This is a genomic window from Litoreibacter ascidiaceicola (assembly GCF_900129235.1).
Lineage (GTDB): Bacteria > Pseudomonadota > Alphaproteobacteria > Rhodobacterales > Rhodobacteraceae > Litoreibacter > Litoreibacter ascidiaceicola.
The window spans coordinates 113947-137176 of sequence record NZ_FQUV01000006.1; the positions used below are offsets into that span (position 1 = coordinate 113947).

Sequence of the window (23230 nt, forward strand, 5' to 3'; positions counted from 1 at the left end):
GTTATGTCTAAAACCGCATTGTAGGGTCTATTTTTCGTAGTGTCCGGTTTGGTGCCAGCGCCATGCATCGGTGATCATTGCCTCCAGGGTTGAGCGTTCTGGCGACCAGCCGAGTTCCGACATCGCACGATCGCTACCAGACACCAGTTTTGTGCAGTCACCTGCACGACGCGGGCCCTCAATGATTGGTACCTCTTTGTTAGTCACTGCACGGCTATGGTCAATAACCTCACGAACAGAGAAGCCGCTGCCCGTTCCAAGATTGAAAACCCGCGGTTCGCGCCCCTCCAGCAACCACTCGATACCCTTAACATGCGCCGCAGCTAAATCCATCACGTGGACATAATCACGAATGCAAGTTCCGTCGGGTGTGTCGTAGTCCGTGCCATACACCGTGAGAGCGTCACGCTTGCCGTCGATCGCATCAAGCATCAAAGGGATTAAATGGGTCTCGGGTTGATGGAACTCGCCGACTTCTCCTTCTGGATCCGCACCAGCAACATTGAAATACCGGAAAATCACGGCCTTCATTCCATGACTGTCCTGAAAGTTGCGCAAGATATCTTCGACCGCCCGCTTCGACGCACCATAGGCATTGATGGGATGTTGTTCCGTGTCCTCGGTCAGCGTTACGCCATCCTGATCCCCATACGTGGCGCAAGTCGAAGAGAAAACGAAGTTGACGCATCCGGCAGCCGCGGCCGCTTCAATAAGGTTAAGCGAACCGCCGACATTGTTGCGCCAGTAAAGCCCCGGATCTGTGGTCGATTCCCCAACCTGGCTGAGTGCTGCGAAATGCATCACAGCAACAGGCGCATATTCCGCAAAGACTTCGTCCAGCTGGTTACGATCTAGAAGATCGCCCTGTACGAACGGTCCGAACTTCACAGCATCCTGCCACCCCGTGGACAGGTTGTCGAAGGTGACAGGCCTGAATCCCGCAGCCGCCAGAACCTTACAAGCGTGCGAGCCAATGTAGCCCGCACCACCTGTAACCAGCACATTTGCCATAAGGTGGTCCTTTAATCATTGGGCCGCTTTGCGGGAAGCCTTCATCTCGTCAAGATAGCTTGCAAGTTCATCGCGAAGTTCGTCGCGAGCTAGCCCGAATGCGACTGTCGCTTGCAGATAGCCAGCCTTGGAGCCGCAATCAAAGCGCTGGCCCCGAAAGCGGTAGCCATAAACGTCACGATCAGCCTCGATCTCTTGCGCAATAGCGTCAGTCAGCTGAATCTCACCACCGGCACCCTGTTTGATCTGGTTGAGGTTCTTTAGAACTTGCGGCGTCAGTATATAGCGGCCGATTACAGCAAGGTTCGAAGGAGCTGATTCAACGCTCGGTTTCTCGACCATACCTCGAACAGAGACCATCGAGCCCATATCTTCTTTGACATCCAAAACACCGTAGGAAGATGCCTTTTCTGGGGGAACTTCCATCGCAGCGACCATGCAGCCACCGGTCTCGTTGTAAGCTTCGACCATTTGCTGAAGACACGGTTTTTCAGCGGCGATTACATCATCAGGCAGGATAACTGCAAAGGGCTCATTCCCAATCAAACGGCGGGCGCACCATACCGCATGCCCAAGACCCAGCGCTTTGTGCTGACGAATATAAGCAATCGCCCCACTATCCATGTTTGTACTTTTGAGGGTCGCAAGAAGCTCTGTCTTACCTTTCTTGCGCAGAGAGTTTTCCAACTCTGGGGCGTGATCAAAGTAGTCCTCCAGCGCTCCCTTGCCGCGAGACGTCACAAAGATGAATTCTTTGATTCCGGCAGCACGGGCCTCATCGATTGCATATTGGATCAACGGTCTATCGACCAAGGTCATGATTTCCTTAGGAATTGACTTTGTCGCAGGAAGGAACCGAGTCCCTAGCCCAGCGACGGGGAAAACCGCCTTCGTGACTTTACGCTTCATTGGCCGTGCCTCATTCTTTTGGACCGTTGTACCCATTACTCAAACGTTTCGCTACAATTTCAAACTTCACATCACCGAATCTAAGTGCCTGTGGTGTCCAAGCACCGCCAATCACTTACCTTAGCCACTTCGGTTACCGCGTTCTTTGAAGCAACTCTCGCTCTCGGCGAAAGCGCTTCTCCCGAACTAACCAAGACCAGATGCGATCAGTACGGGAAGACTTGCCGAATATTCCCCCTGATTGAACCCAAAACCCGTCGTCATGGAACCAGCGTCGGTGAAAAATCGCCGTTGGGCTCAGGATTATCGCAGTGCTGGGAATGCCCCGTTCTGCGCACGATTTGCCAGCGGCGTAAGCTCGCCGACGGGAAATCCAGCGACTGGAAATGAAGCAGTGATCAACTGCTTTTCGGTCACTTATGAAAGGTTTGAATAGCGATAGGGTCGGCCAATCAGGTTTCGATGCCGGAGTGCGCTTACAGCCCTCCGCAATTCCAGCCTCAAGGTCATCTCTGAGGTGGCGAACATCACGAGGCTCGAGCAAGCCCTTTACCAGCGCAACCTCAAGCCGCGCCCACTGAGTTTCTCGAAAGGCCATCAAATCGCTCGCAGGCCGCCCGAACTTTTTCAAAAAATATGCTTGGCTTGCGCCAATCTCGAATAGCGACTTCGGGCGTCGGTCATTTCCACGCAACGACGAAGCAGCATAACCGTGTTGAACCTCTGCATTAGGCACAATGGCCGTATAATGCCCCGCTTGACTGATACGCATGTTCAGATCGGTTTCATCTAGGTAGAATTTGTAGTTCTCATCAAATCCGTGCAGTTCGACTAAGGCATCACGACGGAATGCACAGTTGGTGCCTTGCGTTTTAACGCCTTTGCCGGACTTCGCTTTCAGTATTGCGGTGCCATCTATCGAGATCGGATGCGACACGCCATCCGCGCCGATTTCCTCTGCGCACCATTGAAAGCTGATACCGTTGCGTCCTCTCACAAAACCACCGGATGCCGCAACTTTAGGGTCGGAAAAGGGCTCGACGAGGCGTTCCAACCATGTGGGTTCCGCGATGGCATCATCGTCAATGAACGCAATCAAATCACCCGCCGCCAAGCCAATTCCAATGTTGCGGGCTTTTGAAATATTGGCGTCATTGCAAATTGCACTTTTGACCCGGTCGTGCGGAACGTTGTCAGGCAACAACGCCGCTGTATCGCTATCCGTTACTAAAACAACTTCGAAACTAGGTTGAGTCTGAAACTCCAGCGCCCGAACGCAGCGGCGGAGATGATCCGGTCGGTGGCGACTGACGACAACCACACTGACCGATAGATCATTCATGGATGGCCCATCTCCGACAACATCGCTTCCAAACGTGGTACGTCTTCCGGGTTATTAAGCTCCCAGAACTGGCGGCCACGCGCCTCAACTTCAACACACAAAATCTTGCGACCGTTTTCAAGGAAGCGAAGCTGCTCCAACCCTTCGAGTTTCTCCAGCGGGCCAACAGGCCACGCCGCATATGCGCGCAAAGCATCAGGACGATACGCATAAACACCGACATGGTGGAAAACGGGGGTTTCGGCATTGTTAGAGTATGTGTTGGATGTGAAAGGAATGACTTCTTTAGAGAAATAGAGGGCCGTCATGTCCTGCGCGAATACGGCTGTCGTTCCACCAACGCGCCCGTTACGGCGATCCTCCAAAAACCCGTTCAGCGCCCATCCGTCGCAACGCAACACAGGTGTCGCACAGGCAGCATCTGGCGCTGCGCGCAGGCCTTTGATCAGATCCTCCACAAACCAAGCTGGGGTTAGTGGCGCGTCGCCTTGCAAGTTTACGACGATTTCCGGCTCTGTACCCAGCGCAGGCAACGCATCTGCACACCGTTCGGTTCCGTTAAAGCAATCGGATGACGTCATCACAGTTTCTGCCCCGAACGCCTCCGAGGCATGCTTGATCCGCTCATCATCGGTGGCAACAACTACCCTATCAACCCCGGAAACAGATTTCGCCGCGTTCCAGGACCGTTCAATCAAGCTTCGGGCTTCACCGGTTGCGCCAGTAAGCGTCACCAACGGCTTCCCCGGATATCGGGTCGACGCATAGCGGGCGGGGATGACGATTGTAACGGACATCAGGCGGGCTTCAGATCGACGCCGGGTGTGTAGGCGATAAAGAACGGGTTTTCATAGATTGGCTTGCCGTAAGTGAGCGGCTCGTGATTATCAAATCGGACCACCGCGCCACCTGCGCCATTCAAAACGGCATGCCCAGCCGCCGTATCCCACTCCATCGTGCGGCCAAGCCGAGGGTAAAGGTCAGCTTCGCCCGCAGCCACAAGGCAGAATTTCAACGATGAGCCGGCCCCGGTCATATCCGTGGTCTGGTACTTGGAGATGTAGTCATCGGTAGCCTGATCCCGGTGAGACTTGGAGGCGACCACGATAAGCGCTTTGTTGTCAGGAGTTTTTACGTGAATAGGGTTTGTTAGACCCTGTTTTTTACGATCAAAGGGGCCAACCTCTTCAACCGTAACACCATCAGAATCCGTGTAGAACATGCGCCCTTTGGCAGGGGCATAAACCACACCGCGCACGGGAATACCGTTTTCAACGTAAGCAATATTCACCGTGAAATCGCCTCGCCGCTTAATGAACTCCTTGGTGCCATCCAGCGGGTCAACGATGATAAAATTTGCCGCGCTTTCCGTGTGGGTCGCAGCTTGTTCTTCAGTCACCAATAGAACATCGGGGAACTCCGCGCGTAGGCCAGTCGAGATTAACGCATCCGCGGCTTCATCCGCGGCTGTGACCGGGCTATCGTCAGACTTAGCACGCACGTCAAAATCATCGGCGTCATAGATTTCCATGATCTTGTCACCAGCTTCTAACGCCAGCTCTCGAAAGACCGTTGCCATCTTGTTATAGTCCAAAGCTGCTCTCCTGCCGGATAATTGATTTAACGTTTCCGCCTACTTATGCTTCCTTGATAACGGATCGGCAAGTTTTCTGGCGTTTAAGAATCAGAGCTCCGGCCGTAGGCAATGCAGGATTGCACCAATGTTCAGAATTGAAGAGCGCAATACGCATTTTCGGTCAGCCATCGCGCTGGCTGAATTGATTTACGTCAGCACCGTCCGGCATATCCGAAAATCGCACCGCAACGCCATTATCGGGCTGGCCATGAACATGATGGCAACAGTCATCATGGTTGCCGCTTTCTACCTCATGTTCTCGGTTTTGGGGCTACGCGGCAGCGCCATTCGCGGTGATTTCATTTTGTACCTTCTGTCGGGTATATTCCTTTTCCTGACGCACACCAAGGCGGTTAGCGCGATCATGGGGTCGGAAGGACCGACATCTGCGATGATGAAACACGCGCCAATGAATACGGCGATTTCAATTGCGTCGGCAGCGTTGTCTGCTCTCTACATTCAAACCCTTTCCGGGGTTCTAATTCTGTTTCTGGTCAATGTCACATGGCATCCGGTTATCATCGACAATACCACCGGAGCCATCGGGATGTACCTGCTTGCGTGGTTCTCTGGTGTCGCTGTTGGAATGGTCTTCTTAGCAATCAAGCCATGGTTTCCCGGCTTCGCGTCCATCGCATCAACCGTTTACAGCCGTGCCAACATGGTCGCCTCTGGTAAGATGTTTGTCGCCAACAACATGCCCTCGGCTATTTTGGCATTTTTCGACTGGAACCCGTTATTTCATTGCATCGACCAAGCTCGCGGCTTCACTTTTATCAACTACAATCCGCATTTCAGCTCGATCAGCTATCCGTTGATCGTTTCGATAACCTTGATCATGGTTGGCCTTATGGGCGAGTTCAAAGCACGTCGCCATGCCTCGATCAGTTGGAGTGCCGGACGCTAAGTTACCACCCGCAACGTCAAGTTGATGCGTCCACCTTTTGGCAGCAATAGGGAGGTGCCCGCCTTGATCCTGTCCACACCGTGATATGTCAGCCGCGCGTCTCCTCCCATGACCACAACATCACCGGATCGCAACCAAACGCTTTCGGTCTTGCCGCCTCGCGTTTGGTTCCCAATTCTGAACAATGCATCGTCGCCCAGCGATATCGAAACCACCGGCCACGAGAAATCTGCCTCATCACGGTCTTGGTGAAGACCCATCCGCGCGTTGGCATTATAGAAGTTGATCAAACAACAGTCAGGTTCGCGGTTTTCGGACCCGACTGCCCGCCAGATATTCAGGATGCTGTTTGGAATGGCCGGCCACGCGACACCTTGTGGGTGAAGCGCATCATACCGATAGCCATTTCGATCAGATACCCATCCCAGTTTGCCTGCTGAAGTCATGCGGACGGACATCTCTTTGCCACGGCTTGTCGTGGGGGCAAATAGCGGTGCCGCCTTTACCACTTTGCGAAGGTCATTCAGCAGCGCGCGCTGAAAGGGCTCATCGAGAAATCTCTCAAAAACCTCAAACCCTCGGATTACCAAATCTGGTGGTTTTCTCCCAAAATTGTCGCTCATTTTCGTCCCTGACCCCCTTTCAGCCGTCTTTCTCACGAATTTGAGAGATTCCGACGACCCTGCGCCTTGCAGCACCTATGAGCCAGCCTTATATACGCTTCGAATTCCGATGGGGCTAAGCCCCCGGGTCAATTAGGGATCGGAGAGCAGGAGCCAGATTGGGCCTGCCTTCCTCAACATCGCCGCGAAGAAAGGACCTACGCTCATGGCAAAAGTCATCGGTATCGACCTTGGTACAACAAACTCCTGTGTGGCCATCATGGATGGCTCTCAACCCCGCGTTATCGAAAACGCCGAGGGTGCACGTACAACGCCCTCTATCGTCGCCTTTACGGACGACGAGCGTCTAGTCGGTCAGGCCGCCAAACGGCAAGCCGTAACCAACCCGGACAACACGATCTTTGGCGTGAAACGCCTGATCGGTCGTCGCTTTGACGACAAGCACCTTGCAAAAGACAAGAAGAACCTGCCCTTCGACGTGGTCGATGGTGGCAATGGCGATGCTTGGGTTTCCACCAGAGGTGAAAAATACAGCCCGTCGCAAATCTCGGCCTTCATCCTGCAAAAGATGAAAGAAACCGCTGAAAGCTATCTGGGCGAAGACGTGACGCAGGCGGTTATCACCGTTCCTGCCTACTTCAACGACGCCCAGCGCCAAGCAACCAAAGACGCTGGCAAGATCGCTGGCCTCGAGGTGCTACGCATCATCAACGAGCCGACAGCGGCTGCGTTGGCTTATGGCCTCGATAAAAAAGAAACCCAAACCATCGCTGTCTATGACCTTGGTGGCGGTACGTTCGATGTTACCATTTTGGAAATCGACGACGGTCTGTTCGAAGTAAAATCCACCAACGGCGACACGTTCCTTGGTGGTGAAGACTTCGACATGCGCATCGTGTCTTACCTCGCCGACGAGTTCAAAAAAGAGAACGGCGTCGACCTGACCAAAGACAAAATGGCGCTGCAACGTCTGAAAGAAGCTGCCGAGAAAGCAAAGATCGAGCTTTCGTCTGCCCAGCAGACCGAAATCAACCAGCCGTTCATCTCCATGGACCCTAAAGGTGGCCAGCCGCTGCACATGGTCATGAAGCTGACACGCTCCAAACTGGAAAGCCTTGTGGCCGACCTGATCAAGGCGTCGATCAAGCCATGCCAGGCTGCGTTGAAAGATGCGGGATTTACCACTTCTGACATCGACGAAGTCGTGTTGGTCGGTGGTATGACCCGTATGCCGAAAGTCATCGAAGAGGTTTCCAAATTCTTCGGTCGCGAAGCCAACAAAGGTGTGAACCCTGATGAGGTCGTCGCCATGGGTGCCGCCATTCAGGCTGGCGTTTTGCAAGGTGACGTGAAGGACGTTGTTCTTCTCGACGTGACCCCGCTGTCTTTGGGCATCGAAACCCTTGGTGGTGTGTTCACCCGCCTGATCGACCGCAACACAACGATCCCGACCAAGAAGTCGCAAATCTTCTCGACTGCTGAAGACAACCAGAACGCTGTGACGTTGCGGGTGTTCCAAGGCGAGCGTGAAATGGCTGCAGACAACAAGATCCTTGGTCAGTTCAACCTTGAAAACATCCCGCCCGCACCACGCGGCCTGCCTCAGATCGAGGTAACTTTCGACATCGACGCCAACGGCATCGTTGAAGTTGGCGCCAAAGACAAAGGCACAGGCAAAGAGCAGAAGATCACGATCCAAGCGTCCGGTGGCCTGTCCGATGATGACATCGAAAAAATGGTCAAAGATGCGGAGGCTAACGCCGATGCGGATGCTGAACGTCGTGAGTTGGTGGAATCGACCAACCAGGCTGAAAGCCTGATCCACAGCACTAAGAAGTCGCTGGAAGAGCATGGCGATAAAGTTGACGGCTCTACCGTGGAAGTCATCGAGTTGGCCCTTAAGGCCCTCGAAGAGACCATGGAATCTGAAGACGCTGGCAAGATCAAAAGCGGCATTCAGAACCTGACCGACGCGGCCATGAAGCTGGGTGAAGCGATCTACAAGTCGCAACAAGACGAAGCTGCGGCGGCAGAGCCTTCCGAAGAGCCCGATGAAATGCGCGGTGTTGACGAAGACATCGTGGATGCCGACTTCGAAGATCTGGACAACGACAAACGCGGCTAATGTCGCCAAGTCCTGAAATCAAAGGCCGGCCCGAAAAAACGGGCCGGTCTGCATGTTTCAGGGATCGAGTTTTGGGAAGGTTGATCCATGGCAAAACGTGACTATTACGAAGTTCTAGGTGTCGCCCGCGGAGCGTCAGCTGACGAGCTGAAAAAAGCTTACCGCACAAAGGCGAAAGAGCTGCACCCCGATCGCAACTCTGACAACCCCAACGCAGAGTCGCAGTTCAAAGAAGCGAACGAGGCCTATGAGGTCCTGAAAGACGCGGACAAAAAAGCAGCCTATGACCGATATGGCCACGCCGCGTTTGAAAATGGCATGGGCGGTGGCGGACAGCGACACGGTAACGGCGATTTTTCCTCCGCATTCTCTGACGTATTTGAAGACCTGTTTGGCGACTTCATGGGCGGTGGTGCACAACGTGGCGGGCGCCAACGCGCCACGCGCGGCTCGGACTTGCGTTACAATCTGCGCATCTCGCTCGAAGATGCTTATGCGGGTTTGCAAAAGACGATCACCGTTCCAACTTCCGTCTCATGCGAGGGCTGTGATGGCTCTGGGGCTGAAGGCGGGGCGGAGCCGCAAACCTGCCCGACATGCTCAGGCATGGGTAAGGTTCGCGCGCAGCAAGGGTTCTTCACTGTAGAGCGCACCTGTCCGACATGTTCCGGCATCGGTCAAATCATCAAGAACCCTTGTCGTTCCTGCGGTGGCTCTGGTCGCGAAGAAAAAGAACGCTCTTTGAGTGTTAACATTCCCGCAGGCGTTGAAACCGGTACGCGCATCCGTCTTGCTGGAGAAGGCGAAGCAGGTCTTCGCGGTGGACCGTCGGGTGACCTGTATATCTTCATCGAAGTAACGGAGCATGCACTGTTCCAACGTGAAGGCATTGATCTGTTTTGCAGGGTCCCCGTTGCCATGGCGACAGCTGCCATTGGTGGCGACGTTGAGGTTCCAACGATAGACGGCGGACGCTCGCGTGTGAAAGTTCCAGCGGGCAGCCAATCCGGCCGTCAGATGCGTCTGCGCTCCAAAGGCATGCCAGCGCTTCGTGGTGCCGGAACCGGTGATATGTTTATCGAACTAGCGGTGGAAACCCCGGTCAACCTGACCAGCAAGCAAAAAGAACTGCTAAAAGAGTTCGAAAAGCTGAGCGAGGAGAACAATCCTCACCTTTCAAGCTTCTTCTCCAAGGTAAAGTCCTTCTGGGAAGACATGAAGAGCTAAAGGAAGCGCCCAATTCGGGCGCTTCTTTTTTACCCGACGTTACACGCCGCCATGACTGCCATGTTGAGAATGTCATTGGATGTCGATGTAGTGGAACATATCTGCACAGGGTGATCTACACCGCTCAGGATCGGGCCGATAACGGTCGCACCGCCCATTTCCTGCATCAGTTTCACCGATATCGACGATGAATGACGCGCAGGTACGACCAAAACATTGGCTGGACCACTCAATCGACAGAATGAATAATTTGCCAAGACGTCCGGATTCATCGCAACGTCTACCGTCATCTCTCCATCATACTCAAAATCCACCCCGCGCTGATCCAGCACCTTGGGCGCGATGTGCATCTTCTCGGCACGTTCGCTAACCGGATAGCCAAAGGTCGAGAAGCTCACAAACGCAACGCGCGGTTCAAGCCCAAGCGACCGCGCGGTGGCAGCGCCGCGTTCGGCAATATCAGCCAGTGTGTGTTCATCAGGCCATTCATGCACCAACGTATCTGCAATCAAGACTATGCGCCCATTGCGAAGCAATGCGGTCACACCAACCGCGCCGTCTTCTGGGGATACATCAAGAACGTGGTTCAACAATTCCAAAACATGCGCCGATTTGCGAGTTGCGCCTGTGATCAAACCGTCCCCGTGCCCGTGCGCAAGCATCAGAGCCGAGAACACGTGACGGTCCCGCGACGCCAAGCGATGCACATCCTGCGCGTCATATCCTTTGCGTTGAAGGCGGCTGTAAAGAAACGAGCGATAGGTATCGAGATGCTCGGTGTTGCGCGCGTTTACGATACTCAACTCACGATAGGAATCCTCCATCCCCGCCGCTGTCAGCTTCGCTTTAACGTCGTCCTCGCGCCCGACGACCAAGGCCTGCCCAAGCCCAGAACGCTGATACGCAACCGCTGCGCGTAACACGCGAATGTCGTCGCCCTCTGCAAAAATCATGCGGGCGTTTTTGGTTTTGGCGCGGTTATGAAGCCCTTCCAACATAGATGCCGTCGGATCCATCCGGGACCGCAAACTGACGGTATAGGCGTCAAAGTCGACAATCGGTTTACGCGCAACCGCAGTGTCGATCCCGGCCTGCGCAACAGCGGGCGGAATGGTGTAAATCAGTCGCGGGTCAAACGGCGTCGGGATGATATAGTCGCGGCCAAAGGTTAGCTTCTGACCATAGGCTACGGCGACTTCATCCGGCACATCTTCCCGAGCAAGCTTCGCCAAGGCCTCCGCACACGCAATCTTCATCGCATCGTTGATCGTGCGTGCGCGAATATCCAAAGCGCCGCGGAACAGGTATGGAAAACACAGGACGTTATTCACTTGGTTCGGGTAGTCCGAACGACCCGTCGCTACGATGGCATCAGGACGAACCTCATGAGCATCTTCTGGCGTAATTTCCGGATCAGGGTTCGCCATCGCGAAGATGACCGGGTTGTCGGCCATGGACTTCACCATGCCTTGTGTCACTGCCCCTTTCGCTGAAACGCCAAGAAAAACATCCGCGCCCGTCATCGCCTCTTCTAACGTGCGGTCAGTGGTCTTCGCGGCGTGGGCGGACTTCCATTGATTCATGCCCTCGGTGCGACCTTGGTAAATGACGCCCTTGGTATCGCACGCGATGCAATTGTCGTGCTTGGCTCCCATCGCCTTGATCAGTTCGATACAAGCAATGCCGGCAGCGCCAGCACCGTTCAGCACAATTTTGCATTCTTCAATTTTCTTACCTGTCAGGTGCAATGCATTTAGCAGCCCTGCCGCGCAGATCACTGCGGTGCCATGCTGATCGTCATGGAAGACCGGAATATCCATAATCTCGCGAAGACGTTGTTCAATTATAAAGCATTCGGGTGCCTTGATGTCCTCAAGGTTAATGCCGCCGAAGCTGGGGCCCATTAAACGGACGGCATTGATGAACTCATCCGGATCTTCGGTGTCCAGTTCAAGGTCAATGGAATTCACGTCGGCGAACCGCTTGAACAGAACCGACTTACCCTCCATCACCGGCTTTGACGCAAGCGCACCCAAGTTGCCCAGTCCCAAGATCGCAGTGCCGTTGGAAATCACGGCAACCATGTTGCCCTTGGTCGTATAGTCGTAGGCTGTTTCAGGGTTGGCGGCGATCGCCTCCACAGGAACTGCGACTCCCGGAGAATAGGCCAAGCTTAAATCGCGCTGTGTCGCCATTGGCGTTGAAGCAATGATCTCCAGTTTCCCCGGAGTAGGTTCCAAATGATAGGACAGTGCCTCTTCATCGGTGACGCGGTTTTTCTTGGACATAGACGTTCTTTCTGTTGGGCCGTCGCCATTGATACCCAGCTTGACCCCGCGCGACAACATCCATCGGAATTCGGGGTTTCGCCCCCCCTCCCAGATCACTAGAATCCTCCCAACACACTGGGGGGTGAAATTTTGAACGTCGCCAATGCATCTGTTACGCCCATGATGGCGCAATATCTGGATATCAAAGCCCAGTATCCTGACGCGCTGCTTTTCTATCGTATGGGCGATTTTTACGAGCTGTTCTTCGACGATGCCGTTGCAGCTTCAGAAGCCTTGGACATTTCCCTTACGAAACGCGGCAAGCATTTGGGCAACGATATCCCGATGTGTGGTGTACCTGTTCACGCCGCAGAAAACTACCTGCTGACGCTGATCCGAAAAGGGTTTCGCGTTGCCGTGGGTGAGCAGCTGGAAAGCCCAGCCGAAGCAAAGAAACGCGGTTCGAAATCTGTTGTTAAACGCGATGTGGTTCGCCTTGTTACGCCGGGCACTTTGACCGAGGACAGTCTGTTAGAGCCGCGCCGGCATAACTTCCTCGCAGCCTATTCCGAGATTCGCGGTGATGGCGCGATTGCTTGGGTCGATATCTCAACCGGAGAAATGCGAGTCGGTCCTTGTTCAAGGATGCGGCTGTCGCCGGAACTTGCAAGATTGGCCCCAAGTGAGGTTCTTGTATCTGAACTCGACTTTGACAGTTTGCGCTCGATTGTAGATGAAACCGGTTCTGCGCTGACACCCCTTAGCAAGGGAAGCTTCGACAGCACATCTGCAGAAAAACGCCTTATTAGTCTCTATTCCGTAAAATCCCTAGATGCTTTCGGCACTTTTTCACGCGCCGAAGTTGCGGCGCTCGGCGCTCTTGTCGATTACCTCGACATAACGCAGAAGGGCAAACTTCCGCTTTTGCGCCCTCCCGTCCGTGAAAGCGCAAACAGGTCAATGCAGATCGACGCCGCGACTCGCCGCAATCTCGAATTATCTCAAACGCTAAACGGCACTCGAAAAGGGTCGTTGCTCGATACGATCGACAGAACATTAACCGCAGGTGGCGCCCGTCTGTTGGATCGCAGGTTGTCCAGCCCGTCGACCGATGTTGGAGAACTTCAGTCTCGGTTGAGTTCGGTAGAAGCGCTTTGCGAGTCTTCTCACTTGCGAAATCAACTGAGAGACGAGTTAAGACGCGTTCCTGATATTGATCGTGCGCTGTCCCGACTGGCTATGAACAGGGGCGGCCCCAGAGACCTGGTGGCTATCAGAACCGGGTTAGAACAGTGTCTAATACTGCAAAAATTGCTGAATTCAGACAATCTGACCCCACCCCTTCAAGCCAGCATCAAGGACCTCACAGGCCACAACGAAACACTATTCCTCCTCCAGGCTACCCTTTCAAACGAGCCACCGCTGTTGGCACGTGACGGAGGATTTGTTGCCGCTGGATACCACGACGAACTCGACGAAATGCGAAAGCTGCGAGATCAGGGGCGTAAGGTTATCGCCGAACATCAATCCGAGTATACCACCATTACGGGTGTCAGCACCCTGAAGATAAAACATAACAACGTGCTCGGTTATTTCATTGAAACAACGGCAGCGCACGCTGAGAAGATGCTCAAGCCCCCGCTATCCGAGCGCTTCATCCATCGGCAGACAACCGCAAACGCGATCAGGTTTACGACATTGGAATTGTCGGAGCTGGAAACCAAGATTCTGAATGCGGGTGGGCGCGCCATAGAAATCGAGCTTCAGATATTCGATTCCGTGAAGGCAGAGATACTTGAAGTCAGCGCAGGCCTCTTTGCTGCGGCGGCTGCGCTGGCACAAATCGATGTCTTCGCGGCGCTTTCCGATCTGGCGATATCAGAGAACTGGGTGCGCCCCACCGTCGATGAATCCAGAGCGTTTGAAGTGGCAGGGGGCAGACATCCGGTTGTTGAAAAAGCACTCAAGGAACAGGGTGCAGCGCCATTCGTGGCCAATGATTGCGACCTGTCTGCTGCCCCGAGTGCAGCAAGTATTTGGCTGCTCACCGGACCAAACATGGCCGGTAAATCAACCTTCCTCCGCCAGAACGCAATTATCGCGCTTTTAGCCCAAATAGGGTCTTTCGTTCCTGCTGATACAGCCCATATCGGCATCGTTTCACAGCTGTTCAGTCGCGTAGGGGCGTCCGATGACCTTGCCCGCGGGCGATCAACTTTCATGGTCGAAATGGTGGAAACTGCTGCGATTCTAAATCAGGCAGATGAACGCGCCTTGGTTATCCTTGACGAAATCGGGCGTGGCACCGCCACTTATGATGGCCTGTCCATTGCTTGGGCGACTTTAGAACACCTTCACGCCACGAATACCTGCCGAGCACTTTTTGCCACGCACTACCACGAACTGACAGCGCTCGCCGGGAAGCTACCGGGGGTTGAGAATGCAACCGTCACCGTCAAGGAGTGGGACGGAGACGTTATATTCCTGCATGAGGTTAAGCGCGGTGCCGCTGATCGATCCTACGGCGTTCAAGTGGCAAAGCTCGCCGGCCTTCCGGCATCGGTCATTGACCGCGCCCGTATCGTCCTTGAGCAGCTGGAAAAAGGCGAACGTGAAGGTGGAGTGCGTCAGAAAACGCTGATCGACGACCTGCCGTTATTCGCCTCCACATCGACCCCTCAGCCAACGACCAAGGTAACCTTAGTAGATGAGAGGCTGAACGAGGTCTCGCCCGACGAGTTAACGCCGCGCGAGGCTTTGCAATTGCTCTATGAGTTGAAGGAATTAAGCCGGAGTTGACGAAACGCCAACCTGCGCCGGCCGCAACAAGCGTTCGTGCAACATAAAGCCTTCAGACATCACCTGAATGATGTCGCCAGCTTTGGTATCGGGCAGCGGCGCTTCGAACATGGCCTGATGTAGTTGGGGATCGAAACGGTCACCGATTTCGGGCAAAATAACTTCGATTTTGTGCTTTCCGAAGACATGGATCAACTCCCGCAGGGTCAGTTCAACACCGTCGAAAATGGCCTTGGCGGCTTCACGTTGCGCATCGTCGGCGGAATCAAGCGCGCGACGCAAGTTGTCATAGACCGGCAACATGTCTTTCGCGAGCTTCGAGCCGCCATAGCTTTCAGCTTCGCGCCGATCACGCTCACCACGCTTCCGCGTATTTTCAATGTCCGCCAATGCGCGCAGAAGGCGATCCTTCAGCAGGTCGCGCTCTTCAACAAGCGCCTGCATCTCGTCGTTTTCTTCCATGATATCTACAGTCTCTTCGGCCATCGCCTCCAAGTGATCTGTTTGAAAATCATCGTCTTTGTTCACGTCCGACATTTTTACCTCTAGCCACCGTCCGAAATCAGTTTGCCGACCATCTGCGCTGTATAGTTCACGATAGGCACAATGCGCCCGTAGTTCAGTCGTGTCGGACCTATTACGCCCACAGCACCAATAATCTTTCGATCAGAGTTCATATAGGGAGACACCACCAAAGAGGAACCCGAAAGTGAAAAGAGTTTGTTTTCTGAGCCAATAAAAATGCGAACTCCGTCGCCTGCATCGGTCAGCTCGAGGAATTCAGCGATATCGCGCTTACGCTCGAGGTCATCAAACAGGGCTCTTACGCGCTCCAGCGTCTCGGTATCATCGGCGTCTTCAATCAAATTCGCCCTTCCGCGGACAATCAGGCGTTCGGTCTGTTCCCCCTCGTTCTCCCATACGGCCAGTCCGGTTTTCACCAGATCCCGCGCCAAATGATCCAACTCTCGGCGTCTGGATTTGATTTCTTTCTCAATTCGACCACGCAGTTCTGAAATCGTAGAGCCCACGGCGACAGCATTCAGAAAGTTTGCAGCTTCGCGCATGGACGAAGGCGTTTGGCCAAGCGGAGGCGTAAACACACGGTTTTCAACATGTCCGTCAGCAAACACCAAAACAACCAAGGCGCGATCCGACGCCAAGCTCACAAACTCGATATGCTTGATCGGGGCCTCGTGTTTTGGCGTCAAAACCAGACTTGCGCCGTGAGTTAGGCCCGAAAGTGCGGAGCCAACACGATCCAGAAGGACCCCGACATCGCGGTCATTGCTCCCTAGGGTTGCATCCAGCTTTTCGCGGTCGTGGATTGTAACCTCGTCCATTTCCAGCAACCCGTCCACGAACATGCGCAAACCCGCTTGGGTAGGTATTCGACCGGCAGAAACGTGTGGGCTGTTTAACAACCCAAGGAGTTCAAGATCCTGCATGACATTGCGAATGGTCGCAGCACTTACACTTTCAGTAAGGGTGCGACTCAAGGTTCGGGAGCCCACGGGTTCACCGCTGGCTAGATATGACTCCACGATCCGTTGAAACACCTCTCGGCTGCGGTCATTCATCTGCGACAAGAGATCTTCGCGGTTCATCTTGTTACTTCTCTTATAATCCGACTGATATGTGGCAATGTTCAATGTGGCTTGCAACCTAAGGTATCACAAGGGTATCTGGACCCGTTCAACAGGAGAAATGCCATGCGCCCTTCCGGCCGCCAGCTTGACGAAATGCGTTCCATTACCATTGAGACCGATGTGACCCGCCACGCAGAGGGGTCTTGCCTGATCAAATGCGGTGACACCCATGTGCTGTGTACCGCGTCAATTGACGAGCGGGTACCGCCTTTTCTGCGGAATTCTGGTCTGGGTTGGGTTACCGCCGAATACGGCATGTTACCCCGCGCAACCCATACACGCATGAATCGCGAAGCCAAACGTGGGCAATCCGGCCGCACGCAGGAAATTCAACGGCTTATCGGTCGCTCCCTTCGCGCTGGCGTTGATCGCGTGGCAATGGGCGAGCGGCAGATCGTCGTGGATTGTGACGTCATACAGGCTGATGGCGGCACGCGCTGCGCGTCCATTACCGGTGGTTGGGTCGCGTTGCGGCTTGCAGTTAATGCCCTGATGAAAGCCGGTGACATTTCAACCGACCCATTGACCGACCACGTTGCGGCAGTGAGTTGTGGTATTTATGCGGGACAGCCGGTTCTTGATCTTGATTATCCTGAAGACAGCGATGCTGGCACCGACGCAAACTTCGTGATGACAGGCAGTCTTGGCTTAATCGAGGTCCAAGGCTCCGCCGAAGGCGCAACATTCTCCCGTACTGAGTTAAATCAACTGATGGACCTCGCAGAAAAAGGTGTCGCCGAACTTGCTGCAGCGCAAAAAGCCGCCGTGAAAGGCTAGTCATGCGAAAATTCACTGGCGATACACTGCTTGTTGCGACGCATAATAAAGGCAAGCTGGAAGAGATTTCGGCCTTATTAGAGCCTTTTGGGATCAATGTGACCTCCGCAGCAGAGCACAACTTGCCAGAACCGGACGAAACCGAGAACACGTTTGTTGGAAACGCCAGAATAAAGGCGCATGCCGCCGCTCAAGCGACAGGCTTGCCCTCCCTCTCGGATGACAGCGGTATCGAGGTTGACTGTTTGAATGGCGCACCCGGCGTCTACACCGCCGATTGGTCCGAAACGCCAGACGGGCGGGATTTTGTCGTTGCGATGAGCCGTACCTATGACGAGATTATAAAATCAGGTCATAAAGCACCTTGGACTGCCCGCTTTTGTGCGACCCTTGTATTAGCGTGGCCCGACGGACATGACGAAGTCTTTACCGGTACGATGGAGGGTCAGGTCGTTTGGCCCATGCGCGGTGATCAAGGTCACGGCTACGATCCGATATTTCAGCCAGATGGATACGAAATCACCTTTGGGCAAATGGATCGTTGGGAAAAGAACAAGATCAGCCATCGCTCCAACGCCTTTGCCAAACTGGTAGAAGCTTTTGAAACCTGAAAACTGGCAAAGAGCTGGATTTGGCATTTATGTTCACTGGCCCTTTTGTCAGGCTAAATGTCCGTATTGTGATTTCAACAGCCATGTTTCGGCAAATGTCGACCAATCCGCTTGGGTTAGAGCCTATTTATCCGAGTTGGACCGCCTTGCAGAGCTCACACCAAATCGCGTCGTTAGCTCGATCTTCTTCGGCGGCGGCACGCCCAGCCTGATGCTGCCTGAGACCGTTTCCGCTATTATAGATCGAATTCAAAAGAACTGGCGGTTCACCAATGATGTCGAGATCACACTTGAGGCAAACCCCACTTCTGTTGAAGCAAACCGGTTCAAGGGATTCCGCCATGCAGGCGTAAATCGCATTTCGATGGGCATACAAGCGCTCAACGATGCAGATTTAAAACTTCTAGGCAGACTTCACACCGTGACAGAGGCCGAGCACGCATTTGACATCGCGCGCACCACATTTGATCGGGTCAGTTTCGACCTCATCTACGCGCGCCAGAACCAGTCACTCGCCGATTGGGAAGCAGAGTTGACCCTCGGCTTGACTATGGCCGCCGATCACCTCTCGTTATACCAACTGACCATCGAAGACGGTACTGCCTTCGGTGATCGATTTGCGCGTGGCGGCCTCTTGGGTCTTCCTCATGAAGACCTTTCCGCGGATCTATATGAGCTTACCCAAACAATCACGGAAGCACATGGTTTTGCCGCCTATGAAGTGTCTAATCATGCGAAACCGGGTCAGGAATCACGCCATAACCTGATTTACTGGCGCGGAGGCGACTATGTGGGGGTTGGTCCGGGCGCGCATGGTAGATTCGATGTCGACGGGAAACGAAAAGCAACCGAAACCCACCTTGGACCTGCGAAATGGCTGGAATCTGTCTCTGCCACAGGCACGGGTGAAACAAACAACTCACACCTCTCGAAAGAAGAACAGGCGCTCGAGTATCTTTTGATGTCGCTCAGATTAGCCGAAGGCTGCGATCTAGATTGGTTGCGCTCTCTTGATCGAAATGCGATTTCCACTCATAAAATCAAAGAGTTATCGGACACCGGTCATTTGGAGGTTAATCAATCAAAGCTAACTGTCCCTGCACGCTCCAGAATCCTATTGAACACGATCTTAGCGCAACTGGTGACTTAAAAACTCAATTCCCTGCAAGGCGCCGGCAAAGCTCATCTAGCTGCTCGAAATTTTTATAGGATATTGTAACGAGGCCACCTTCTGTTCCTGCCGTGTGATCAATGCTCACACCCATTTTCAGGGTCGCCGTCAGATCACCTTCCAGCGCTTTGGTGTCAGCGTCTTTTTCCAAGCGCCGAGGTTCCTTCTTGCGGTTGGGCTTTGACCCACCAGACTTTGCCAACCGTTCTGTTTCGCGAACAGATAGTCCGTCCCTCACAACTTTTCTTGCCAGATCACTCGGGTTGTCAGTCGTAATGAGTGCGCGTGCATGTCCGCTGGTCAAATCTCCCTGCCGCAGCATGCGAACAACATCTTCTGGCAAACTCAATAGGCGCATCAAGTTGGCAATATGACTGCGGCTTTTACCCAACGCGGTCGCCAACTGCTCTTGTGTATGCCCGAATTTGTCCTGTAGCTGACGATAGCCCATCGCCTCTTCTACCGGATTGAGATCAGACCGTTGAATGTTCTCAATGATAGCAATTTCAAGAACTTCAGTGTCGTTCAACTGGCGCAAAACTACCGGAACTTCATGTACTTGAGCCATCTGCGCAGCGCGCCACCGACGCTCACCTGCAACAATTTCAAACTTGTCGGCAGCTTTAGGATGAATTCGAACGATCAACGGCTGAATAATGCCCTTTTCCCGAATCGATTCCGCAAGCTCTTCAAGATCAGCCTTAACAAAATCTCTACGCGGCTGATCAGGATTCGGCTCGATTCTCTCGATTGGGACAATCCGTTCACCCGCTCCAGTTGAGCTATCTGATTTTGCAGGCACAGACACATCGATGTCCGCCATCAGCGCCGAGAGTCCACGACCCAATCCACGTTTTTCAGCCATCTTAAGCTCCATCCTGTTTAGAGTGCCGCGCCAGCATCTCGGTCGCCAACGACTTGTACGCCACCGATCCAAGTGAGCTCGGATCATAATTGATTACTGGGAGGCCGTATGACGGCGCTTCACTAAGGCGCACATTTCTTGGGATCATGGTTTTAAACACAAGGTCACGAAGGTTTTCCCTCACGTCGAGCTCCACTTGGTGACACAAGTTGTTGCGTCTGTCATACATCGTTAGCACAACACCTTCCAAACGAAGTTTCGAATTTGCGGTTTCGCGAATTTCTCGCACCGACAACATCAGTTGCGAAAGACCTTCTAGCGCAAAGAATTCTGCCTGAAGAGGGACAAGGACGGAATCCGAGGCGACCATCGCATTCAAAGTTAGCAAGTTTAGCGATGGCGGGCAGTCAATCAGGATATAATCCAGATCAAGAACGTCTATGTCAGGTCCCGTCAGTGCGTCCTTTATAAGGAATATCCGTCGTGCTGTCGAAACCAGTTCTAAATCCGCAGAGCTGAGATCGGAGTTCGCCGGTGAAATAACCAGACCTGGAACTGCTGTTTTCCTCAGGATATCCCTCAAGGGCATCTCATTGAGTAGCAGATCATAGGTAGTTTTATCGCGGTCGGTGTGATCAATGCCCAACCCGGTTGATGCGTTGCCCTGCGGATCGAGATCGATCAATGCGACCTTCAATCCTTTCGCCGCCAATGCGGCACCCAGATTGATCGTCGTCGTAGTCTTTCCCACACCGCCTTTTTGGTTGGCGACAGAGATGATTCTAGGTGGCTTCTTGGCCATTTAAGCTGCTCGCCTCAGGTTTGTTATTATCAAAAGCGCTGACGCATCATTGGTCGTGCTTTTCTGCTTGTTCACTTTGAAGTCCCATATCGTTGAGGCTATGTCCAGTTCCTCTTGATGCCGCTCACCCTTTAAAAACATGGCCGTTCCATTGTTCTGTAAGTGCATCTCGGCAAGAGAAAGCAGGTCCGCCAACGGCGCTAATGCGCGCGCCGTAACAACATCTGCAGCCTGAGATTGCAACGACTCTACGCGATCTGCATGTACATCAACTCTTAACCCCATTTCACGAGAGGCGGTGACAAGGAATGAGGCTTTGCGAACATCTGATTCCACCAGGGACACGCGAAGTTCCGGCATTTTCTCCTGTGCTAGTGCTGCAATCACGAGACCGGGAAAGCCACCACCAGAACCAAAGTCACAGAGTTTTTTTGAGCTATCAGGTATTTCGTTGAAAACCTGTGCCGAGTCCGCGAAATGTCGAGACCAAATCTGAGATACCGTCGACTTGGCAACCAAATTGATTTTGGTTGTCCATTTTTTTAGCAAATCTTCATAAACGTAAAGTCGCTCGATTGTTTCACGTGAAACATCGTACTGCGAGGCGAACTGGTTTTGTTCACTCCTCATCAACTAGCACGCGCCTTTTCAGCCTTAATCTTACCAAGAATAAGCGTAAGCGCAGCGGGGGTGATTCCGTCCACCTTTGACGCCTGAGCCAAGGTTGAAGGTCGTGCGCGGGTAAGCTTTGTTTTCAGTTCATTAGAGAGGCCTTTCAGCTCATCAAAGCTGAAATCTCTTGGAATAACAATTGCCTCATCCTTACGAAGCGCCTCTGCGTCTCTGTTCTGGCGTTCCAGATAGTTGGCGTATAACGCATCGCGCGCCACCTGAACCCCAATCTCAGTTGGGTAAGAAGAAAGCGTAGGAACCAAAGGACCTACCGCGTCAAGCGTCACGTCTGGGAAAGAAAGCAATTCGAATGTAGACCTCAACCGGCCATCTTTGTTAACTCGCAAACCTGCTTTTTCCGCCTCCTGAGGAGAGACGCGAATTGCTTCCATTTCCGAACGGAGACTGACCAGCTTTTCTTTCTTTTCATTATACACCGAAGCGCGCTCCGCCCCGACACACCCGATGGCAACGCCTCTTTCAGTCAAGCGTTGGTCGGCATTGTCAGCCCTCAGCGACATTCGATATTCTGCACGCGAGGTAAACATCCGGTAGGGTTCTTGAACACCGCGCGTGATCAGATCGTCAATCATGACCCCTATATATGCCTCAGAACGACCAAGAATAAATTCGTCCTGACCTAGGGCGCGACGAGCTGCGTTAACTCCGGCAACCAATCCCTGAGCACCTGCCTCTTCATATCCGGTGGTTCCGTTGATTTGGCCAGCCAAATACAACCCCGGCATGACATCAAGTTCTAGCGTTCTATTCAACGCTCGCGGATCGACGTAGTCATATTCGATCGCATAACCCGGCTGCAAGATAAGGGCGGCTTCAAGTCCTTGTATTGATTGAACATACTGCTCCTGCACAGCCACAGGAAGAGACGTCGAGATTCCGTTGGGATACACGCTGTTGCTATTGATGCCTTCGGGCTCCAAGAAAACCTGATGAGAGGATTTATCCGCAAAGCGCACAACTTTATCTTCGATCGAGGGGCAATATCGGGGGCCAATTCCATCGATATGGCCTCCATACATTGCTGACCGCTCAAGGTTGTCGCGAATGAGCTCGTGAGTTTTCTCATTCGTGTGCGTAATTCCGCAAGAAATCTGCTTTGCCGAAACCTTCTTGGACATGAAGGAAAACAGCTCCGGCTCGTCATCTCCGGGCTGGAGCTCCAATACAGACCAATTAATCGAATCACTGGCCAACCTTGGAGGTGTGCCGGTTTTTAGACGGCCCATTTCTACACCAAATGTATCGATCCGCTCTGCCAGTCGCACCACAGGCGCATCCCCGACGCGACCGCCCGGTCGAGATTCGTCGCCTATATGAATAACGCCACGCAGGAAGGTACCTGCTGTCAGCACCACTGAATGAGACGTAACTTCAGACCCGTCAGATAGAACAACGCCGCCAACTGTGTCATTTGCGACGATAAGATCTTCGACCTCCGCCTCGATTACCGACAAATTGGGTTGATTCGCGATAAGATTTTGGATCGCTGATCGATATAGCGCTCTATCCGCCTGCGCCCTAGGTCCTTGTACCGCAGGCCCCTTGCGCCTGTTAAGAAGTCTGAACTGAATGCCAGCAAGGTCTGCAGCTCGCCCCATCAAGCCGTCAAGCGCATCGATCTCGCGAACCAGATGCCCTTTTCCTAAGCCGCCAATTGCCGGATTACACGACATTACACCAATGGTTTCAGACTTTTGGGTGATTAGGGCGGTACGCGCACCAGTGCGCGCCGCAGCATGCGCGGCCTCGGTACCAGCGTGACCGCCGCCAATAACAATCACATCGAATGATGAATGTTTCACGTGAAACACTC

At 53.4% G+C, this 23230-nt stretch carries 20 protein-coding genes; 7 read left to right on the top strand and 13 right to left on the bottom strand.

The window, feature by feature from the left end:
* Window positions 1-27: 27 nt before the first annotated feature.
* The 5 genes from galE to cysQ all read right to left on the bottom strand — a co-directional run bounded on the left by galE (window position 28) and on the right by cysQ (window position 4841).
* Window positions 28-1011: a UDP-glucose 4-epimerase GalE gene (galE, locus tag BUB72_RS13380; RefSeq protein ID WP_073144637.1), complete on the bottom strand. Its 984-nt coding sequence runs from the start codon at window positions 1009-1011 to the stop codon at window positions 28-30.
* 15 nt (window positions 1012-1026) lie between these two features.
* Window positions 1027-1920 (bottom strand): UTP--glucose-1-phosphate uridylyltransferase GalU, encoded by an 894-nt coding sequence (gene galU, locus BUB72_RS13385; RefSeq protein ID WP_073144639.1) that lies wholly within the window; start codon window positions 1918-1920, stop codon window positions 1027-1029.
* Between the two features lie 133 nt (window positions 1921-2053).
* Complete coding sequence (locus BUB72_RS13390) at window positions 2054-3262, bottom strand: glycosyltransferase family 2 protein (protein WP_073144641.1); 1209 nt, start codon at window positions 3260-3262, stop codon at window positions 2054-2056.
* Window positions 3259-4059, bottom strand: a complete 801-nt coding sequence (kdsB, locus tag BUB72_RS13395; RefSeq protein ID WP_073144643.1) for a 3-deoxy-manno-octulosonate cytidylyltransferase — start codon at window positions 4057-4059, stop codon at window positions 3259-3261. Before kdsB ends, BUB72_RS13390 begins: the two co-directional genes overlap by 4 nt.
* Window positions 4059-4841, bottom strand: coding sequence for a 3'(2'),5'-bisphosphate nucleotidase CysQ (gene cysQ / locus BUB72_RS13400; protein ID WP_425435173.1), 783 nt, complete (start codon window positions 4839-4841; stop codon window positions 4059-4061). The genes kdsB and cysQ overlap by 1 nt, the downstream gene beginning before the upstream one ends.
* 142 nt (window positions 4842-4983) lie before the next feature.
* Between cysQ and BUB72_RS13405 the strand changes: the two genes are divergently transcribed.
* Complete coding sequence (locus BUB72_RS13405) at window positions 4984-5805, top strand: ABC transporter permease (protein WP_073144647.1); 822 nt, start codon at window positions 4984-4986, stop codon at window positions 5803-5805.
* Here the strand turns inward: BUB72_RS13405 and BUB72_RS13410 are convergent.
* A complete protein-coding gene (locus BUB72_RS13410; protein WP_073144649.1) occupies window positions 5802-6428 on the bottom strand; it encodes an alpha-ketoglutarate-dependent dioxygenase AlkB family protein in 627 nt (208 codons plus the stop codon). The genes BUB72_RS13405 and BUB72_RS13410 overlap by 4 nt on opposite strands.
* A 205-nt stretch (window positions 6429-6633) precedes the next feature.
* On the opposite strand from BUB72_RS13410, the gene dnaK reads away from it, so the two are divergent.
* Window positions 6634-8553 carry a molecular chaperone DnaK gene (dnaK, locus tag BUB72_RS13415; RefSeq protein ID WP_073144651.1) on the top strand — a complete coding sequence of 640 codons (1920 nt, stop codon included), beginning with the start codon at window positions 6634-6636 and terminating at the stop codon, window positions 8551-8553.
* Window positions 8554-8640: 87 nt separating this feature from the next.
* Window positions 8641-9780, top strand: coding sequence for a molecular chaperone DnaJ (gene dnaJ, locus BUB72_RS13420; RefSeq protein WP_073144653.1), 1140 nt, complete (start codon window positions 8641-8643; stop codon window positions 9778-9780).
* Window positions 9781-9809: 29 nt separating this feature from the next.
* Here the strand turns inward: dnaJ and BUB72_RS13425 are convergent, their stop codons facing one another.
* Window positions 9810-12068, bottom strand: a complete 2259-nt coding sequence (locus tag BUB72_RS13425; RefSeq protein ID WP_073144948.1) for an NADP-dependent malic enzyme — start codon at window positions 12066-12068, stop codon at window positions 9810-9812.
* A gap of 162 nt (window positions 12069-12230) precedes the next feature.
* Here BUB72_RS13425 and mutS point away from each other — a divergent pair, with 162 nt between their 5' ends.
* On the top strand, window positions 12231-14849 hold the full coding sequence (gene mutS, locus BUB72_RS13430) for a DNA mismatch repair protein MutS (RefSeq protein ID WP_073144655.1): 2619 nt from the start codon (window positions 12231-12233) through the stop codon (window positions 14847-14849).
* Here the strand turns inward: mutS and BUB72_RS13435 are convergent.
* Both BUB72_RS13435 and hrcA read right to left on the bottom strand, forming a co-directional pair.
* On the bottom strand, window positions 14835-15386 hold the full coding sequence (locus BUB72_RS13435) for a nucleotide exchange factor GrpE (protein ID WP_073144658.1): 552 nt from the start codon (window positions 15384-15386) through the stop codon (window positions 14835-14837). The two genes, mutS and BUB72_RS13435, sit on opposite strands and share 15 nt — an antisense overlap.
* A gap of 8 nt (window positions 15387-15394) precedes the next feature.
* Window positions 15395-16456 carry a heat-inducible transcriptional repressor HrcA gene (hrcA, locus tag BUB72_RS13440; RefSeq protein WP_073144660.1) on the bottom strand — a complete coding sequence of 354 codons (1062 nt, stop codon included), beginning with the start codon at window positions 16454-16456 and terminating at the stop codon, window positions 15395-15397.
* A gap of 105 nt (window positions 16457-16561) precedes the next feature.
* Here hrcA and rph point away from each other — a divergent pair, with 105 nt between their 5' ends.
* From rph to hemW, 3 genes are read left to right on the top strand one after another with little or no spacing between them, the layout of a single operon-like run.
* Window positions 16562-17275 (top strand): ribonuclease PH, encoded by a 714-nt coding sequence (rph, locus tag BUB72_RS13445; protein WP_073144662.1) that lies wholly within the window; start codon window positions 16562-16564, stop codon window positions 17273-17275.
* Between the two features lie 2 nt (window positions 17276-17277).
* Window positions 17278-17886, top strand: a complete 609-nt coding sequence (gene rdgB / locus BUB72_RS13450; protein ID WP_073144664.1) for an RdgB/HAM1 family non-canonical purine NTP pyrophosphatase — start codon at window positions 17278-17280, stop codon at window positions 17884-17886.
* Complete coding sequence (gene hemW / locus BUB72_RS13455; RefSeq protein ID WP_073144667.1) at window positions 17876-19036, top strand: radical SAM family heme chaperone HemW; 1161 nt, start codon at window positions 17876-17878, stop codon at window positions 19034-19036. Before rdgB ends, hemW begins: the two co-directional genes overlap by 11 nt.
* A gap of 4 nt (window positions 19037-19040) precedes the next feature.
* On the opposite strand, the gene BUB72_RS13460 is transcribed toward hemW, so the two are convergent.
* The 4 genes from BUB72_RS13460 to mnmG are packed head-to-tail and all read right to left on the bottom strand — an operon-like array spanning window position 19041 to window position 23219.
* Entirely contained in the window at window positions 19041-19934 is an 894-nt protein-coding gene (locus tag BUB72_RS13460; RefSeq protein ID WP_073144670.1) for a ParB/RepB/Spo0J family partition protein, read from the bottom strand.
* Complete coding sequence (locus BUB72_RS13465) at window positions 19924-20724, bottom strand: ParA family protein (RefSeq protein WP_073144672.1); 801 nt, start codon at window positions 20722-20724, stop codon at window positions 19924-19926. The genes BUB72_RS13460 and BUB72_RS13465 overlap by 11 nt, the downstream gene beginning before the upstream one ends.
* Window positions 20725-21354 (bottom strand): 16S rRNA (guanine(527)-N(7))-methyltransferase RsmG, encoded by a 630-nt coding sequence (gene rsmG, locus BUB72_RS13470; protein WP_073144675.1) that lies wholly within the window; start codon window positions 21352-21354, stop codon window positions 20725-20727. It lies immediately after the preceding gene.
* Window positions 21354-23219 carry a tRNA uridine-5-carboxymethylaminomethyl(34) synthesis enzyme MnmG gene (mnmG, locus tag BUB72_RS13475; protein WP_073144677.1) on the bottom strand — a complete coding sequence of 622 codons (1866 nt, stop codon included), beginning with the start codon at window positions 23217-23219 and terminating at the stop codon, window positions 21354-21356. Before mnmG ends, rsmG begins: the two co-directional genes overlap by 1 nt.
* Between the last annotated feature and the right edge of the window lie 11 nt (window positions 23220-23230).

Excerpts from the sequence above, each read along its gene's own strand:
- galE (WP_073144637.1), bottom strand. The coding sequence starts at position 1,011 with ATGGCAAATGTGCTGGTTACAGGTGGTGCGGGCTACATTGGCTCGCAC.
- galU (WP_073144639.1), bottom strand. The coding sequence starts at position 1,920 with ATGAAGCGTAAAGTCACGAAGGCGGTTTTCCCCGTCGCTGGGCTAGGG.
- BUB72_RS13390 (WP_073144641.1), bottom strand. The coding sequence starts at position 3,262 with ATGAATGATCTATCGGTCAGTGTGGTTGTCGTCAGTCGCCACCGACCG.
- kdsB (WP_073144643.1), bottom strand. The coding sequence starts at position 4,059 with ATGTCCGTTACAATCGTCATCCCCGCCCGCTATGCGTCGACCCGATAT.
- cysQ (WP_425435173.1), bottom strand. The coding sequence starts at position 4,841 with ATGGCAACGGTCTTTCGAGAGCTGGCGTTAGAAGCTGGTGACAAGATC.
- BUB72_RS13405 (WP_073144647.1), top strand. The coding sequence starts at position 4,984 with ATGTTCAGAATTGAAGAGCGCAATACGCATTTTCGGTCAGCCATCGCG.
- BUB72_RS13410 (WP_073144649.1), bottom strand. The coding sequence starts at position 6,428 with ATGAGCGACAATTTTGGGAGAAAACCACCAGATTTGGTAATCCGAGGG.
- dnaK (WP_073144651.1), top strand. The coding sequence starts at position 6,634 with ATGGCAAAAGTCATCGGTATCGACCTTGGTACAACAAACTCCTGTGTG.
- dnaJ (WP_073144653.1), top strand. The coding sequence starts at position 8,641 with ATGGCAAAACGTGACTATTACGAAGTTCTAGGTGTCGCCCGCGGAGCG.
- BUB72_RS13425 (WP_073144948.1), bottom strand. The coding sequence starts at position 12,068 with ATGTCCAAGAAAAACCGCGTCACCGATGAAGAGGCACTGTCCTATCAT.
- mutS (WP_073144655.1), top strand. The coding sequence starts at position 12,231 with ATGATGGCGCAATATCTGGATATCAAAGCCCAGTATCCTGACGCGCTG.
- BUB72_RS13435 (WP_073144658.1), bottom strand. The coding sequence starts at position 15,386 with ATGTCGGACGTGAACAAAGACGATGATTTTCAAACAGATCACTTGGAG.
- hrcA (WP_073144660.1), bottom strand. The coding sequence starts at position 16,456 with ATGAACCGCGAAGATCTCTTGTCGCAGATGAATGACCGCAGCCGAGAG.
- rph (WP_073144662.1), top strand. The coding sequence starts at position 16,562 with ATGCGCCCTTCCGGCCGCCAGCTTGACGAAATGCGTTCCATTACCATT.
- rdgB (WP_073144664.1), top strand. The coding sequence starts at position 17,278 with ATGCGAAAATTCACTGGCGATACACTGCTTGTTGCGACGCATAATAAA.
- BUB72_RS13460 (WP_073144670.1), bottom strand. The coding sequence starts at position 19,934 with ATGGAGCTTAAGATGGCTGAAAAACGTGGATTGGGTCGTGGACTCTCG.
- BUB72_RS13465 (WP_073144672.1), bottom strand. The coding sequence starts at position 20,724 with ATGGCCAAGAAGCCACCTAGAATCATCTCTGTCGCCAACCAAAAAGGC.
- rsmG (WP_073144675.1), bottom strand. The coding sequence starts at position 21,354 with ATGAGGAGTGAACAAAACCAGTTCGCCTCGCAGTACGATGTTTCACGT.